This is a genomic window from Bacillus sp. FSL K6-1012, from assembly GCF_037964915.1.
Classification (GTDB): domain Bacteria; phylum Bacillota; class Bacilli; order Bacillales; family Bacillaceae; genus Bacillus; species Bacillus halotolerans.
In genome coordinates this window covers 1,304,436-1,319,452 of record NZ_CP150175.1, presented here as the reverse complement: position 1 = coordinate 1,319,452, position 15,017 = coordinate 1,304,436, and the positions used below count along the sequence as shown (strand labels likewise).

Annotated in this window: 19 protein-coding genes; 8 read left to right on the top strand and 11 right to left on the bottom strand. The window is 38.3% G+C overall.

Features of this window, described 5'->3' with window-relative positions:
• Positions 1 to 19 precede the first annotated feature (19 nt).
• A complete protein-coding gene (locus tag NSS75_RS06825; protein WP_339236680.1) occupies positions 20 to 1,420 on the bottom strand; it encodes a polysaccharide deacetylase family protein in 1,401 nt (466 codons plus the stop codon).
• Positions 1,421 to 1,696: 276 nt separating this feature from the next.
• Between NSS75_RS06825 and NSS75_RS06820 the strand changes: the two genes are divergently transcribed.
• From NSS75_RS06820 to NSS75_RS06805, 4 genes are all read left to right on the top strand, one after another.
• Positions 1,697 to 1,933 carry a hypothetical protein gene (locus NSS75_RS06820; RefSeq protein WP_024121014.1) on the top strand — a complete coding sequence of 79 codons (237 nt, stop codon included), beginning with the start codon at positions 1,697 to 1,699 and terminating at the stop codon, positions 1,931 to 1,933.
• Positions 1,934 to 2,058: 125 nt separating this feature from the next.
• Positions 2,059 to 3,045 carry a heme o synthase gene (gene cyoE / locus NSS75_RS06815; RefSeq protein WP_103671649.1) on the top strand — a complete coding sequence of 329 codons (987 nt, stop codon included), beginning with the start codon at positions 2,059 to 2,061 and terminating at the stop codon, positions 3,043 to 3,045.
• A gap of 499 nt (positions 3,046 to 3,544) precedes the next feature.
• Complete coding sequence (locus NSS75_RS06810; protein ID WP_101860785.1) at positions 3,545 to 3,853, top strand: YjdJ family protein; 309 nt, start codon at positions 3,545 to 3,547, stop codon at positions 3,851 to 3,853.
• Positions 3,854 to 4,179: 326 nt separating this feature from the next.
• Positions 4,180 to 4,374, top strand: coding sequence for a DUF4177 domain-containing protein (locus tag NSS75_RS06805; RefSeq protein WP_024121010.1), 195 nt, complete (start codon positions 4,180 to 4,182; stop codon positions 4,372 to 4,374).
• A gap of 182 nt (positions 4,375 to 4,556) precedes the next feature.
• Here NSS75_RS06805 and NSS75_RS06800 read toward each other — a convergent pair whose 3' ends face one another.
• The 3 genes from NSS75_RS06800 to NSS75_RS06790 form a co-directional block, all read right to left on the bottom strand.
• Entirely contained in the window at positions 4,557 to 5,324 is a 768-nt protein-coding gene (locus NSS75_RS06800; protein WP_268508771.1) for a MerR family transcriptional regulator, read from the bottom strand.
• A gap of 126 nt (positions 5,325 to 5,450) precedes the next feature.
• Positions 5,451 to 5,594 (bottom strand): YrzO family protein, encoded by a 144-nt coding sequence (locus NSS75_RS06795; RefSeq protein ID WP_024121008.1) that lies wholly within the window; start codon positions 5,592 to 5,594, stop codon positions 5,451 to 5,453.
• Between the two features lie 17 nt (positions 5,595 to 5,611).
• Entirely contained in the window at positions 5,612 to 6,583 is a 972-nt protein-coding gene (locus NSS75_RS06790; protein ID WP_339236672.1) for a DMT family transporter, read from the bottom strand.
• A gap of 128 nt (positions 6,584 to 6,711) precedes the next feature.
• Between NSS75_RS06790 and NSS75_RS06785 the strand changes: the two genes are divergently transcribed.
• Positions 6,712 to 7,578 carry a LysR family transcriptional regulator gene (locus tag NSS75_RS06785; protein ID WP_185848066.1) on the top strand — a complete coding sequence of 289 codons (867 nt, stop codon included), beginning with the start codon at positions 6,712 to 6,714 and terminating at the stop codon, positions 7,576 to 7,578.
• 312 nt (positions 7,579 to 7,890) lie between these two features.
• Entirely contained in the window at positions 7,891 to 8,397 is a 507-nt protein-coding gene (locus NSS75_RS06780; RefSeq protein ID WP_024121004.1) for a GNAT family protein, read from the top strand.
• 51 nt (positions 8,398 to 8,448) lie between these two features.
• On the opposite strand, the gene NSS75_RS06775 is transcribed toward NSS75_RS06780, so the two are convergent.
• The 7 genes from NSS75_RS06775 to NSS75_RS06745 form a co-directional block, all read right to left on the bottom strand.
• Positions 8,449 to 8,862 carry a YjdF family protein gene (locus NSS75_RS06775; protein WP_024121003.1) on the bottom strand — a complete coding sequence of 138 codons (414 nt, stop codon included), beginning with the start codon at positions 8,860 to 8,862 and terminating at the stop codon, positions 8,449 to 8,451.
• A gap of 432 nt (positions 8,863 to 9,294) precedes the next feature.
• Positions 9,295 to 9,582: a YozQ family protein gene (locus tag NSS75_RS06770; protein ID WP_101860788.1), complete on the bottom strand. Its 288-nt coding sequence runs from the start codon at positions 9,580 to 9,582 to the stop codon at positions 9,295 to 9,297.
• Between the two features lie 89 nt (positions 9,583 to 9,671).
• Positions 9,672 to 9,794: a hypothetical protein gene (locus NSS75_RS06765; RefSeq protein WP_059292995.1), complete on the bottom strand. Its 123-nt coding sequence runs from the start codon at positions 9,792 to 9,794 to the stop codon at positions 9,672 to 9,674.
• A 507-nt stretch (positions 9,795 to 10,301) separates the two neighbouring features.
• The gene (gene csn / locus NSS75_RS06760) at positions 10,302 to 11,138 is read right to left on the bottom strand and encodes a chitosanase (RefSeq protein ID WP_095713539.1); all 837 of its coding nucleotides are present in this window, start codon (positions 11,136 to 11,138) and stop codon (positions 10,302 to 10,304) included.
• A gap of 345 nt (positions 11,139 to 11,483) precedes the next feature.
• Positions 11,484 to 12,203, bottom strand: a complete 720-nt coding sequence (locus tag NSS75_RS06755) for an NPP1 family protein (RefSeq protein ID WP_339236665.1) — start codon at positions 12,201 to 12,203, stop codon at positions 11,484 to 11,486.
• A 336-nt stretch (positions 12,204 to 12,539) separates the two neighbouring features.
• Entirely contained in the window at positions 12,540 to 12,806 is a 267-nt protein-coding gene (locus tag NSS75_RS06750) for a hypothetical protein (RefSeq protein WP_339236661.1), read from the bottom strand.
• Between the two features lie 358 nt (positions 12,807 to 13,164).
• A complete protein-coding gene (locus tag NSS75_RS06745; RefSeq protein WP_024120995.1) occupies positions 13,165 to 13,605 on the bottom strand; it encodes a DUF805 domain-containing protein in 441 nt (146 codons plus the stop codon).
• A 282-nt stretch (positions 13,606 to 13,887) separates the two neighbouring features.
• On the opposite strand from NSS75_RS06745, the gene NSS75_RS06740 reads away from it, so the two are divergent.
• Together NSS75_RS06740 and NSS75_RS06735 are read left to right on the top strand one after the other, a co-directional pair.
• Complete coding sequence (locus tag NSS75_RS06740; protein WP_024120994.1) at positions 13,888 to 14,283, top strand: hypothetical protein; 396 nt, start codon at positions 13,888 to 13,890, stop codon at positions 14,281 to 14,283.
• A 427-nt stretch (positions 14,284 to 14,710) separates the two neighbouring features.
• Positions 14,711 to 14,980: a hypothetical protein gene (locus tag NSS75_RS06735; protein WP_101860790.1), complete on the top strand. Its 270-nt coding sequence runs from the start codon at positions 14,711 to 14,713 to the stop codon at positions 14,978 to 14,980.
• The last annotated feature ends 37 nt before the right edge of the window (positions 14,981 to 15,017 follow it).

The window sequence follows — 15,017 nt, the reverse complement described above, 5'->3', positions numbered from 1 at the left end:
CGCAACAGCCTTTCCACATTTATTTAGCTTCCCTTTGTTTTTTTACCTCTTCAAGCTGAGTGACCGTCACCAATTGATAGCCTTGATCGGTTAGTCTTTTGATAATCTCATCGGCCGCATCAGCAGAAGTGCCGTAAATGTCATGAATTAAAATCGTCTTTCCGTCAGCCGCGTGGCTCATGACTCGGTTGACAATTGTATTTTTATTTCGGTCTTTCCAATCTTCCGGATCAATGTCCCATAACGCGACATCCATTTTCAGCTTGCTGCGCAGTTCATCATTCATGCCGCCATATGGAGGACGCACAAGCATCGGACGATACCCGCTTATTTTTTCAATCATGTCCTGCGTGTCATTGATCTGCTTTACAGCCTCTTTCACTGAAAGCCTTGTGAGAAGCGGATGGCTCCATGAGTGGTTCCCCACTTCATTTCCTTCTTTCAGCATTCTTTTTAACGTTTCCGGATAATATTGAACCCTGCTGCCCAGCACAAAAAACGTTGCATGCCCTTCATATTTCTTCAAGGAGTCCAGAATCTGATTTGTTGTCGCAGGATTCGGGCCGTCGTCGAAAGTAAGCGCAATGACTTTTTTATTCGGATCAACTGTTTCTTCTTTAGGTAATGAAATGACTTCGTGCTTCGGTTTTTGTTCTTTGATTTTATTTTTGTTTTTCGCTTTATCAATATATTGTTCTTTCAATATATCTTTTAAAAGATTTTTCTTAATCGCAATCGACTGCTCTCCAAGATAGCCCGCAGCGACTTGATATGTATCAAAATAAAACTCGATATAATCTTCCTTGACGGCAAAACGGCTGAAATTTTCTTTTGCCGGTACAGTTCCTTCTTTTAACAATTCGTCGTCCGCTGCAATGTCCTTATTCTTTTTAAGCTCATGATAAGCGATCAGCGAAAGCTTTTGTAAATAATCAGAGTCCTTTATGAAAATATCATCAATAGAAAGAAAGGCTTCCTTGCTAAAATCAAAGTTAAATGTTTTTTTTACGGTTTGTCCATGCGCGCCGCCTATGTATTTATATTCATTAAAGACCACTGCCGCTGTCTGCTTGGCATAATGAACAATTTCATAATCGATGTTGAGTTCATTGCGCTTTTTTGTATGCTCCTGGTCAGCATCTTTCGTTTCCTTCTGAAATTGGCGAACCTCTTTCTCTGCGAAACTCTTTAATGCCGCATCCATTTTTTTATTTTTAAAAACAGGGTAGTTGACCGCGTAATTAAAGGTTTTCCCGTCATTCACAAGCGTTGCGATCTCCACATCTCCATACTGAGAATCGGTTTTCACTTGATTCATGACCGTTTCTTTTTTTGATGTATTATGGCAAAAGCCAATAAGCCCTGCCGCACAAACAACTGCTAATAATACTTGAAACCATTTGATTCTTCTCGCCAACAACACAAACTCCTTCTTTCGTAATCACTTCGATTTATATCCCATCAAAAGATTCAGATGATGTTCTTTATGCTCATTCGTACTCAATTAGAAATATTTTTGTAACATTAAAGTAACATTTATTTCACTTTTGTAATAATAGGAGATTTAGAAGTTCTTGTCAATCCCTTTCTGAGGATTTACTCAATTTAAAAAAACAATTTGGTCGATGGACATACACCCATTTCTCATATCAGGAATAAGGTAAACAGAATAAAAAATGCTAGGGAGGTAACCCTCTTGGAATTTCCTGTTAATTACGATCAGTTTGAGCAAGTTTCACCTTTTGACGAAAGACAGCCATATTACTACCCGCGTCCGCGCCCTAGACCGCCATTTTATCCGCCTTATTATTACCCAAGACCGTTTTATCCGTTTTATCCGCGTCCGCCTTACTACTACCCGCGCCCTCCTTACTACCCTTGGTACGGATACGGCGGCGGATACGGCGGCGGATATGGAGGATACAACAGATAGCAGGCGGTGTTTACCGAGAATGGGGGCAGTCCAGCTCCCCTTTTTTTGTATAAAAATTGACAATATCATGACAAATACAGGAAATAATTGTGATCTGGATGGCCTCTTGGTACGATAACAAAAGCATGCAGTTTTGGGGGAGGCGTCTATTTTTGGAGAATTCAAGAGTTTCTGCTCCGATTTCTGAAACAAAATACATAAAAGCCTCGAACCGGGTATCCGTTTACGATTTTATAAAGCTTGCAAAACCCGGCATTATCGTATCAAACTCGATAGCAGCCTTCGGCGGATTTTGGATCGCATTTGTGGGCTCAGAAAAACCATTAACAGGACTCGCTTTTTTTATGACAATGATAACGGCAATGCTTGGAACCGCGTTCGTCATGGCCTCCGGCACTGTCTACAACAACTATTTTGATCGGCATATGGATGCAAAAATGAAGCGCACCCGCAGCAGGGCCTCAGTCACAGGAAAAATGCCGCCTGCTTTGATCTTAACGTATGGCTCTGTTTTAGGAATAGCAGGTCTTGCCATGCTGTATTCCCTCAACCCTTTACCTGCAATTCTCGGACTGGCCGCCTTTATTTTTTATGCCATCATCTATACAGTATGGGTGAAACGGGCCTCGGTATGGAGCACGTTTGTCGGAAGCTTTCCGGGAGCTGCTCCGCCGCTGATGGGTTATTGTGCCATCACAGGAGAAATCAGTGTAACCGCCGTCATGTTATATGCCATTATGTTTCTGTGGCAGCCCCCGCATTTTTGGGCTATTGGGATAAGACGCAAAGAGGAATATCGGGCGGCGGGTGTCCCGCTCTTGCCTGTTGTAAAAGGAAATCATGTAACGAAAGTAAAAATGATTCAATATATTGCAGTCCTGGTGCCGGTTACGCTATTATTTCCTTTTTCTCTCGGCACCGGCCATATAAGCCCATTTTATTTTTTAACTGCCTTAGTTCTCGGAGGTATATGGATCAAAAAAAGCATGCAAGGATTCAAAACAGACGATGACGTAAAGTGGGCAAAGGATATGTTTGTCTACTCACTCATTTATTTTTGCTTGCTGTTTTTTGTCATGATGATTGATTCATTTGTAATGTTATTAATCTGATGATTTTATGCAAAAAGAGCCACACATTAATGTGACTCTTTTTTGTTTGGGAAAACAGTCTCTAATAGAAATGTCAGGATAATAAACACAGCCGCGCAAATCAAAAATCGTACGATTTCAGTCAAAATCCAGCTATGGGCAATACTCATATCATCGGTTTCCTGGAGGGCTGCACATATTGAAAAAATAGTGAGTATGTATTTTAGGATTTCTTTGTTCATGGACACCATCACTTTCTGGATATGAGCACCAATATCCAAAATAACACATAGCTGAGAGCGGCAAAAGCCGAAAGAGCAAAAAAGTACCAGCCCAGTCTGAACTAAAGCTCCAATGAAATACATACTGGCTCTCCATTCTAAGATATGAAATATTACAGATTGAGATCCTTTCCATTGTCAGCTATCCCAATCCGGAATAAAGAAAAAATTGTCCAACCACCTACATTATGGTTATATATGATCTGCTTTTCTCATGTTCATTGATTTGGAGGCGTACGATGAAAGGGATTGTTTTAGTTGTTCAGCTTGGATTTTCATTCATGGCTTTTCTGTTTTTAGCCGCTGTCAATTGGTATCAAGGAAGCGAGCTTGTTTCAGATCAATTCGATTGGAATTACACAGCCAAATTTTCAAAGCTCCTTAACGGCATTGACACCATCACCAGCCCCAAACAAATTTCACAGCTGGATTTTTTCATATACTCTGCGAAACACTATCCGGTCATAAGTATACTGATGATCTGTTCGTTTTTATATGTGTTATTATCACTTTTTTTGCTGATTCGCGATTGCCACACGGCTCGGTAAAGAATATGTCATTTCCCATGCCCCATTGAAATACCATAAAAGGAGCACCGTTATGATCCTCCCCCTCTTTTTTCTTTAATCGCCAGTTCATCTAAAGGATATGGCAAGGCGTATCTCGCTCCGCGCACTTGATTTCTAAGCATTCCACGATTAGGTGCGCGATTTACATCTTCTCTATATTCGTATGGTCAATCAGAACTGCGTTTATATGATCCGAACTTGAATGTTCTTGCCTCATTGGTTATTTTCGGTTTCACCTTTTGTTTTTCCATCTTTCGGAACTTTTCTCTCGCTCTTTCGTATAACCTTACAGGAGGTATCACATGATGAAAGAGTATGAATTCGTTAGAGTCGAACTTAGTACCATGAGAAGAAGACCCAAAGAAGACTACCAACAAATCATTCGTGACTATGCTCAAAGAGGATGGAAGTTTATTCAGATTTTCGCCCCTAGTATAGACGGGTATGGAGCAGCTGCTTATTTTGAAATGATATTTGAAAGAGATGTGGAAGATGCTTAGTCTTTATGGCTAAGCATTCTTACCATTGAGTAACTTACATTTATAAATGACAAATCATAAAAAGCTTACAATTAGTAAGCTTTTTTGACCCTTCATGACAAAGAAAGACTCTAGTTTTTTCAATCGTGCTTCAAACTTCGCTTTCGTTCTCGCTCGATAAAGTCCATGCATCAGTTAGATGCTTAATCATTTACTTTCCCAGTATACACATAGATCACCTGTCTTAGAAATTCAGCTAATCCCTCACCATGTTGATCGTAATATCGCTTAAAGCGCTCATCTGATACATACATCTCCCCTAGACCTGCATGAGCTTCTTTGCTGTAGTCGCTCCAATGATAAAGAAGCCATTTTTTGTGCAATTCCGCCGCTTTCAAGGCATCTTCACTTTTTGGATCTCCTTCTTCAAATGCTTTTTTAAGTTTTTCAAACATTTCTTTTTCTGTAGCGGTCAGCTCTTCATATTGCTCCTTTGTCATATTCAACACTTTTTGGTTAGTTTCTTCCACCGCTTCTTCTCCATACTTTTGGCGTATTTCCGCTCCGTATTTCCTCTCGTTTTCTTCCACAAGCTCTTTTTTAAATCCTTTAAATTTCTCTTCATCTCTCATCTTTTCATTTCTCTCCTCTGCATGAATTGTTTTCTCTACATTTTGGATAAGGCTATCAATCCGGGCTCTTTCTTCTAGAAGCTCTGCATGATGATCCTTTAATGCTTTATGACGATTAAAAGATGGGGAAAAGATTAATTTTTTTATCTCCTCTAATTGGAAACCTAACTCTCGATAAAATAAAATGTGCTGTAATTCGTTGATTTCTTTTTCCCCATAAATTCGGTATCCTGATGAATTAATCCGTGCTGGCTTTAAAAGGTTAATCTCATCATAATACCTAAGCGTTCTTGTGCTGACTCCCGCTAATTTGGCTAACTTCTGAACGGTATATTCCATTTCTTCTCCCTCCTTATACATTAACCGTACACTTTGACGTAACGTGAATGTCAAAGCTTTTTTTATAAAAATCTCCTTGAATGTTTCAAGGAGATGATTTATCTGCAACATGTCATATACCGAAACTTATTTGATGTCTCTATTAAGAAGTTCTTTTAAAAGTTGATTGAACTCCTCCTGCTGTTTTATATTTTTGCGGCCATTCCGATTAATTGCTGCTAGTTCACAGACAATTCCAGCCGAAATGAAAAACAATAAACCTTCAAGCATATAGCATCCTCCAACGTTTAAGAGATAGTCAACTGTGTTTGTTCACTTTCTAAAGACTGCTTATCATTTTTATCTTCCTTACGCTGAAAAATGTTATTTAGAATAAGCGCTGTCATGACAAGCAGTGTTCCTGCTACATCAAAAGTGGTGATTTTAGATCCTTGTAGCATCATGATCAACAATGTAGTAATGGGAACAAAGTTAATAAATAAAATCCCGTTAATGGGTGATAAAATTTTCACACCATAGTTCCAGCTAAGGAGAGCTACGATACCTGGTAAAGTAATCATAAATAATAAGTCATACTTAATTTCAGCAATCAATTTCATACTTGGTATGGACACGTATCCTTGAGCGGTGAGCGCAGCTGTTAGAATACCCGTTACAGCTGTACCAAATAAACTTGTCAATGTTGAATAGCGCAGTGTAGACCATTCTTGAAATAGCTGTCCTCCCATTGTATAGATTACCCATCCCACAACCCCCATTAGAATAAAGGTTAGCGAATACAGATTATCTCTCAATGTATAAAAGAAACTCATATCACCTTTGGTAATAACGAATGCGGCTCCAAAAAAAGCAATCATAATAGATATAATCTTATATTTTTTCGGCTTCACATGTTTATATCCCCACAGGATAAAAATAGAAATGATTGGCATCAGCGCCTCTGCAATAGACGCAGTCATGATTCCAGACTCCCCCATCAATCTTTGGCCCCAAAAAATAAAAACATTGTATACAGTAAACGCCATCACACCAAAAAAAACGAGCAGTTTTGCTTTACCCTCTAGACGAAATGATTTCTTCCCCTCCCTCACCAATAATAAAATCACTAAGATAACTGCTACAACACCGTATCGAATAGATGAAAAATAAAATGGATCAACAAATGCTAATGCATGATCTGCAACTGGAAACATTGCGCCCCACGACATACTTGCTACTAAACATGTGAGGACACCAATGAATAATTGACCGTTTTTCATTGTCATTCCCCTCCTTTTCTTGTATTGACAATGAGAATTATAAAAAGAAGGGTGACATCATGTAAAATGAATAAAAATGATGAAAAACATCATTTATAATGATATTTTAAATGAAGGAGGGATACTAAATGGAACTGCGAGACTTACAAATTTTCCAAAGCGTTGCTCATCACAAAAGTATTACCGGCGCTGCAAAGGAATTAAGCTATGTACAATCCAATGTAACAGCACGTATTAAGCAATTAGAAAACGAACTCAAAACACCTCTTTTCAATCGGCATAAAAAAGGGGTAACATTAAATCCCGAGGGCCGAAAAATGCTTGAATACGTGAACAAAATCTTGATAGATGTTGAGGAGCTAAAACAAGTCTTTCTTGATAGTGATATACCGTCGGGAATATTAAAAATCGGGACAGTGGAAACAGTGAGGATACTGCCGCCCATCTTAGCCTCCTATTATAAAAAGTATCCTAACGTTGATTTATCATTGCAGGCTGGTTTAACGGAGGAGCTTATTGAGAAGGTAGCTAACCACGAATTAGACGGGGCTTTTATATCAGGGCCAATTAAGCATTCCATTCTCGAACAATATGATGTCAATACTGAAAAACTCACTCTAGTAACAGCAAATAAAACGTTTCAAATAGAGGATTTTATGACGACGCCGATCCTTGTGTCTAATCAAGGATGCGGATATCGTTCCAGGCTGGAACATTGGCTCAAAGATGAAGGTTTACTGCCAAAAAGAATTTTGGAGTTTAACATTCTAGAGACCATTTTAAATAGTGTTGCACTTGGTCTTGGAATCACAGTCGTACCCGAATCTGCCATAACACATCTTTCAGCCGCAGGTAAGGTTTATTGTCACCCGCTGCCTGAGAAATATAGCATGATCTCAACCATCTTTATTCGGCACAAAGACGCTTACATGACAAATTCGATGCGCAGCCTGCTGAAGACGATTAGTGAGCATCAAAGTATGAGTATGTCTTAAGGAAGTCTGCTACTGCTTTGTTCTCACCGCCAAACTTATGCATATTCCTGTTAGCCGCAAATATCTTTTCATAATAAAGAGCAGGCACCATCTCTGCTCCCCCTTTACTCCTTAACATCCGTTTATTTCTGTTATCAAGTTCATGAATTTTTCTGGTGCGGCACATATTACGGATACGTTATAGAGAGAGAAAATAATGAATATGCATTGTGACAAACTTGTTATAGAGAGGACAATTAATTCTCGATTCATGGTAAATGAATATAAAAAGAATCACATGTATGGATATCAAATAGAAGAGAGGCTAAAGAGATGGTTCTCCTTGAAACGGATCGGTTACTATTAAAAACGATTGATGTTAACCTTCTAGACGCTGCATCTAAACTGGATCATCAGGCTATTATAGACCTGGGTTATAAAACAAATGGGGAATGGCCAAACTCCGATTTTTTTGAAGCAATTCCTTATTTCCGCGAGATTTTAATCAAAAATAAAGGAACAAGAGGATTTGATTCATGGATCATTTTAAAGAAGGATGATTATGAAATTGTCGGAGGAACTGGGTTTTTAGGTGACCCGGATACGGATGGCATGGTTGAAATCGGTTTTGCAACAAATAAAAGTCACCGCCGTAAAGGTTATTGTTTTGAGGCTGCTCAAAAGTTAATAAACTGGGCATTAAGCGAAGAGAATGTTAACTGTATTGCGGCAAGATGTGATCATGGCAATATGGGATCACAACATATTTTGAAGAAGTTAGGGTTTAAACTGGACCGTGAAGAAAAAGACTTTATCCATTGGAGATACGCTAAAGTGTAAAAACATATTCTTCACTTATAAGAAAGCAGGCTCTATGCCTGCTTTTTCAAGTTATTTTCCTCTATGCTTTTTTTTAGCTTTTTGCTTTCTGATGAGATACTTTTGTTCTTTTATTTTTTCTCTTTGTTCTTTCGTTATTTGTTTTTTCCTTTGCTTCTTCGCTTCCAACTCTTGTTTCATCGCATCCTGTGCCTTTAAGGATGCTCCGGCACGTTTCAATTCCTTCGAAACCTGACGTTGCAATCTTTTCGGATTTATCTTTTTCTGATCTTGGGCCTTTACACGAACTCCTTCCTGCTCAGACTGGGACAGAGTCTTTAAGAGTTGTCTATTAACAAAATCGAATACTTCAGAATCCTTCGGCTCTTTTCCAAACAAATGCTGAGAGGCCTTTAGTTTTCCGTTTTTCACAACCTCAATAACTCCTACCCAAAACTGACCATTGTAGTAAATCGTTAATTTCATAACGATTCCCCCCTCTTTTAAATGATGAAAGAATGACGGACATCCCGAGGAGGGGAAGGTTACTGACATGATAAAAATGCATTCGGACTACCAACCGAATCGTGTTTTTTCATTCTTCCGCATAAATTTTATCAATTTTTCCCTTTAGAGAAAAGATATTGAGTGCATACTTCAAGAATAAGTCATGCATCAGCTTGAACCTTTTTTCTCTATTCAAAATCAAGGAAACCAAAGAAGACTGAAAAAAATTAAATAGAATTGCATTCTCTTCTTTCAATAGAATATCAAGCTACGGTTTCCTTTTGTTTCGCAAAAGCGAGGATCCCATTATTTGCATGCCCCTTTATGAAAGCAGCCTCTGCCGAACCAGTTTCATCTTTGTACGAAAAACGGAACTAACTCAAGTTCATTCGAGTCAGCTCCGCTTGATTATTAGTCCAAGTTTTGGTCGATGGTTCCCTCAAAATAGTCATCACTGACTTGTTCATGCGTTTCAGCCAAACCCTGTTCCAATTGAGTGGTTCCTTTGTAATCTGACAGTTCAAAATATCTTCCTGCAACATCCATATTTTCGTTTGCTTCTTCTTTGTTATTGGTTTGCTCGTTCTTGCCTAATGTCTCTGACTTAGGATCGCCATTTTGATTAAAATCAAAATCCTTGTCGATTTCCGAAAATCTTTTATAATCATCAGGTCTGTCTGCTCCATTTTTTTGAGTCACATCATCCACTCCCATTCCTTATCAATCAATATGACAGGCCAAAAACAATTGGCCCTATCTTGATATTAGGCTTTCCATTGAAACAAAACTTATTTGGTCCTCTTTGAACCTGTGCCATGTTTTTTAGGGTCATCTGCCTTGAATGCTGTTTCAGTCTCATGATCATTTCTTATTTGTTCAATACTTGAATTTTGAATCCCTTTTTTAGTCATGCTTTCACCTCTTTTCTGAAAACTTTGGAATATCAGCTTCCCCCTTATTCTGTCTTTTGAGCAGGCATTCATTCACCCCTTTTGACCAATAACAAAAAAACTCTTAAGAGTGACCATTCGTCAGTTCTGTATCTGCCAAAGCATAATTTATCTTTCAGTCAACACAATAAGTTTAAAGAATGTAATATGACAGAAACTGTTCCCTTTACTGTAAGAAAAACACTCTTTATTTAGAGGATCAGCCAGCATGAAAACAAGTCTAGAATTATGTATTAAGCCTAATTGCTGATGTGACTGCCGTTGGATCGGATACATTCATGCTAGTGAATCTGGTTTTTTTCATTGAATCGGAAAAGCAGATTAGATTGAAATAAGCCCTTCTCTCTGAGAAAGGCTAAGTAATGGTAATGACATTTACACAATCGGTTCATACCTTAAACCCCGCCATATTAATGAAGGCGGCGGGTCTATACGCAAAGGTGCAGCCTGTTTCTTTACACTCGCTGCTTATTTGATTACGAAATCACCGTATTCTGCTGAATGGATATTGATCGGTCCGTTCAGATTGTAGTTGTTCGACTTGGCGATAGAGCGAAGCACATCCACACGGGCAACAGATTCTCTCCACTCATCACGGGTGTCCGGATCTGCTGGATTCATCAGGTCGTCATAACGCACGTCCAGAAATTTATTTAACCATTTCTTCTCATCTATTCCGTCTTTAGGTGAGCCGCCTGCCTTTTTGTTCGTGCGTTTGATCAAGGCATAAAAAGAGTCAGGGTCATCACCATCGCCATGCTGAATAACTGTATCGTACATCACAGCTCTTGCCAATGCCGTTTTCAATCCGGCATTCTCTGATCGTTTCATGGCAGGCTGATAATACAAGCGATCATTTACCTTGTCTTGGGCAGCACGGAAATCTTTATCATTTCCAAGCGAACGCCAGGCAGAAGCAAATCCCTTGAGGTTGCTTATGTCATCGCTTTCTTCTTCGGCCAGACGGCGCAATTCAGGAAGATACTTTTTCAGTTTGTTATTCGGTACTGCCTTTGTGTATACTTCAACTACTTCCAATGCATCCCCGGTAGCCGTTGTAAAGCCTGCCCGGCCGCATGTATAGCCTCTTCCATCCCCCAAGGGTTCCACATATCCGTATTGGATTTCCGTCGTGCCGTTTTCAAAGATACTGGTCAGCTGTTCCGCCCGGCGCTTTTGATCCTTGTTCAGTCCGGCCGCAAAAACCGTATCACTCATCATCAGGGTAAAAAACATGGTAAAAATAAATGATGAAATCGCTGCCTTCTTCCAGAAACCTGCTTTTTTCTCCAAACTGATTTTCATTCTATTACCCCTTTCTACATATTGTAATTACGGACTCAGTATACATGAAGGGGTTGCCCTTTTGTTGAAAATACATCGATTTGTCAATATTTTGAATCTTAATTACTACTCTTAATGGTAATTGATTGCGGCTTGAACCTTATCCTCTCATTTAAAAGACAGACATCATTTTCACCACAGAGAGATTCTTGAGAGAAAAGGCTTTCCGACAAGGACTTCTCTTATTATCATTCGTTCCATTTTAAAAGTAATCATTGCCAATCAGCTATCGGAGATAATAGGAATTCATGTAAGTCAAAAAAAGAATCCTTCTTTGTAAGGACTCTTCCCAATACCAAGATGTTTTTATTTAAACCATGCTTTCTTTAAATTGCTGGTAAAGTTATTATCATTAAAAGGAACATTTGCTTTACCGAAATCTGTTGTATGTAATGCATTCCTTGCGGCAGGAGTTAAATCATCCCATCCGATTAACGGTTGAGTTCCGCCTACTACATCATCGCTCATAAGTAATTCATGGTTCAGCGGCCAAGTGCTGTCATATGCAATCAAAGGATGATGATCTCTCATGTTGCTTCCACTTGGTGCTGCATTTGTGAATTTTCCGTGTCCGGAATATGCAATGGATAAAACTTTTGGATGTTGATTTGCTGGATTATCAATCCATACAACGATTCCTTCCCAGTCATGTCTGTGACCTGATTTTGGAGAGGCTTCATCTTTTGGAAAATACCAGGAATACATAATTGCCCAAACACCATTATACCAAGCAGAACGCGAATATACTTGTCCTGTATTTTTGCTGCAATGTCCTTCAGGCGCTCCAGTAGGCTCTAAACCTCCACTTGTATTGCCTTGTGCATCGACTGCAGGAAAAGGCACGCATCCGCTATAAACCTTCAAATATGGCTGAAAACGTTTCGCCGCTTTTTGAGTAACAGTGGCAGGCGCTGCCTCTTTAAAACCGACAACCTTGTCATGATCGATTACTGCTGCATTTGCTGTTGAAACAATGCTGACAGAAGCAAAAACGGATAAAAAGAGAGCCAAGAAAAATTTGTTCATGATTCCAACTCCTTTTGACATTATAGACAATTATTAGTCATCAAAAATTCGAGTTGAAATCAATGTCATTTTTACAAACTTCACACATTTTGTTTCTAAAGTATTATTTCAATTTTTCGTATATTTTAAATTCGGTAAATCATATTCATTTCAAAAACGTGTCACAAACACACAATAAGCCCCATCCGCTAAGGACAGAGCTTTTTGTCATTTTAGAGCCCTTCAAGCACGTTTTTCGTCTGTAGCACCGCCATCAGAAAGCATCAGAAAAGAATACTAAAACTTCTCTGCACGAAGTGTCGGTTCTTCTGCAAACAATGATGATGTGCTGTTTCCTTACTCATCTTTTTTATCTTTATCGGCATCTTCATTATCCTCAACCGGATCTTCGGGATCAGTCTCATTATCTTTTTCATCATCTTTATTGATCGTATCGTCCTCATCAACACCCGGCGCATTGTTACCATTATTATCCTGTTCGTTCTCCTCAACATCTGGAGTATTGTTATCTTGATCATTATTATTTTGATCATTATTACAGCCCATTAATATAAAATTGGATAGACATAACGCAGTTATTATTTGCAGCCATTTTTTACTCATTTCCACCCTCCTCTCTTCTTTTTAATCCATATAAGTTTGTCCATTAATTTCACTTTGATTCGTTCCATTCTAAATGTCTTCTTGATCAGCATATTAATTCAATCCTTTGCGAAAACTATAAACAAAGGTGCTTAGGAAGTGGTTAAGAAGAAAAATAAATAACTATTCAAAATGCAGTTAACCATTTTAAACCAAATAATGTAAGACCATTCATGCCGATATCCTGCTAAGGTTGATTTATTCCTCCCTCTTTGGTGAAGTTGTTCTCTATCTTGAATATGTAGTTTCCTTATGAGTTTTTCAGGCTATAAAAAACACCCCAATCGCTAAACTCATTGTCTAACAATTGGGGCGCAATTTACGATTCATTGATAATCTTAGGATTTGCTCCATATTGATTCTCTATTGTTTCACTATCTTGGCAGTTAAAGATCAGCATAATAATAGGACCGACCACTGGAATAAAGCCTATAAATATCCACCAGCCACTTTTGCCGATATCATGCAATCTGCGGATACTGAGAGCAAGAGACGGAAGAAAAACAGCTAACTGATAAAGAAAGATCAGAATATATGCCAGTAATCCCCCGCCATATCCAATTACATATCCTACTTGAGAACCGGCATATCCTTCTGCCGCCAATGGGCCTGATGTTAATAATCCAACTAGTATTAATGATAGCAGTAATAAAATAAAACAAATGATGCCATTAAAGAGATGAAACATCCAATATTCCTTTCGCCGAGCTCTCCCTTCAAAATTGACATAGTTCTTTAAGCCATTCCAATACCATTTCATATAGTTTCCTCCATTACCAACACTGTAAATTACTGAAAAACATATCCATTATATCATAAAAATGATTAAAAATAGGGAGGTCTATAAAACTAGCCAATGGCAAAAAGACCTCATTATCGAAGAACTTGCTATACAAAAATGAAGGCAGTCGTGAAACAAAAATGGACAAGCTGATTGTCCTCACTCCTTTAGTTCCATTCTTAGTCAACTGACAACAAAACAGGAATTAACGAAATACGCCAACATACACTTTGTATGAATGTAAACGAAGGAGTGGTTGCTTTGTATCATTACTTTTATGTTCCTGTGTTAATTCCTCACTTACCACCTGCTCATCACACGCAAAGAAATCAAGACTTTTCAGAAAGACAGCGAAGAAGAGAAATCACATTGAATGTAGATGGCTTTATACCGCCATCCTCCACCGAGGATCTCGGAGACGGCTTTTATTCTTACGCATGGACTAACCAACAGGTCATAGATCCCGGTGAATACCTTGTTTGTTATCTTGAAGGAAGAGATATAAAGGTAATAAATGGCGGGTTTACTCCACGTGATTATGCTCCAATGTATGCAATAGGCAGTTTTCCGAGGCGAAGAAACCAGTGGGTGATTACGATTCATAATCCTCTTCAAACTCAAAGAGCCATATCACTTTATCTCATTGCGAAAAGATAACACAAAACAAAAACGGCAGGAACGCCTTTATCAGCGTTTCCTGCCGTTTTTTTCGTGTATGATTCCGCCTGGGTTCGAACCAGTGGCCTCTACCTTGTCAAGGTAGGGGCTATATGCCGTTACGAACTGACGTATTATTTTAATAACCATATTTTATAGGGTTTTCTAACAAGAATTTCTGATAAAAAACCTTTTGTTTTGACTAAAAAGTTTGTCCCCTATTCGTCCCCATCTGTTCCCAAATGGCATTACAACATACTTCGTCTATTCACTGTGATCGAATCCTTTCACCTAACCTATCTTCATAAACAGTTTATCATTTGGCTATCAGAAACAGCCCTATTAATAAATTATTAGTGAATTTGGCCATACCATATCATATAAACTTCATATATTAATATTGATTAAAATAATAGGAGGGCTTAAATTGGGTTATTATAAAAAATATAAAGAAGAGTATTACACTTGGAAAAAAACTTATTACAAAAAGTATTATGACCACGATAAGAAGCATTATGATTGTGACAAAAAGTATTATGACTGCGATAAGAAGCATTATGATTGCGACAATAAGTATTATGATTTTGATCATGACAAGAAGTATGATGATGATCACGATTATCATTACGATAAAAAGTATTATGATGACGATGATCATTATTATGATTTTGTCGAATCGTATAAAAAACATCACTAAATCTCTTAAACATCTATAAAAGTTTCTGCTTTATATC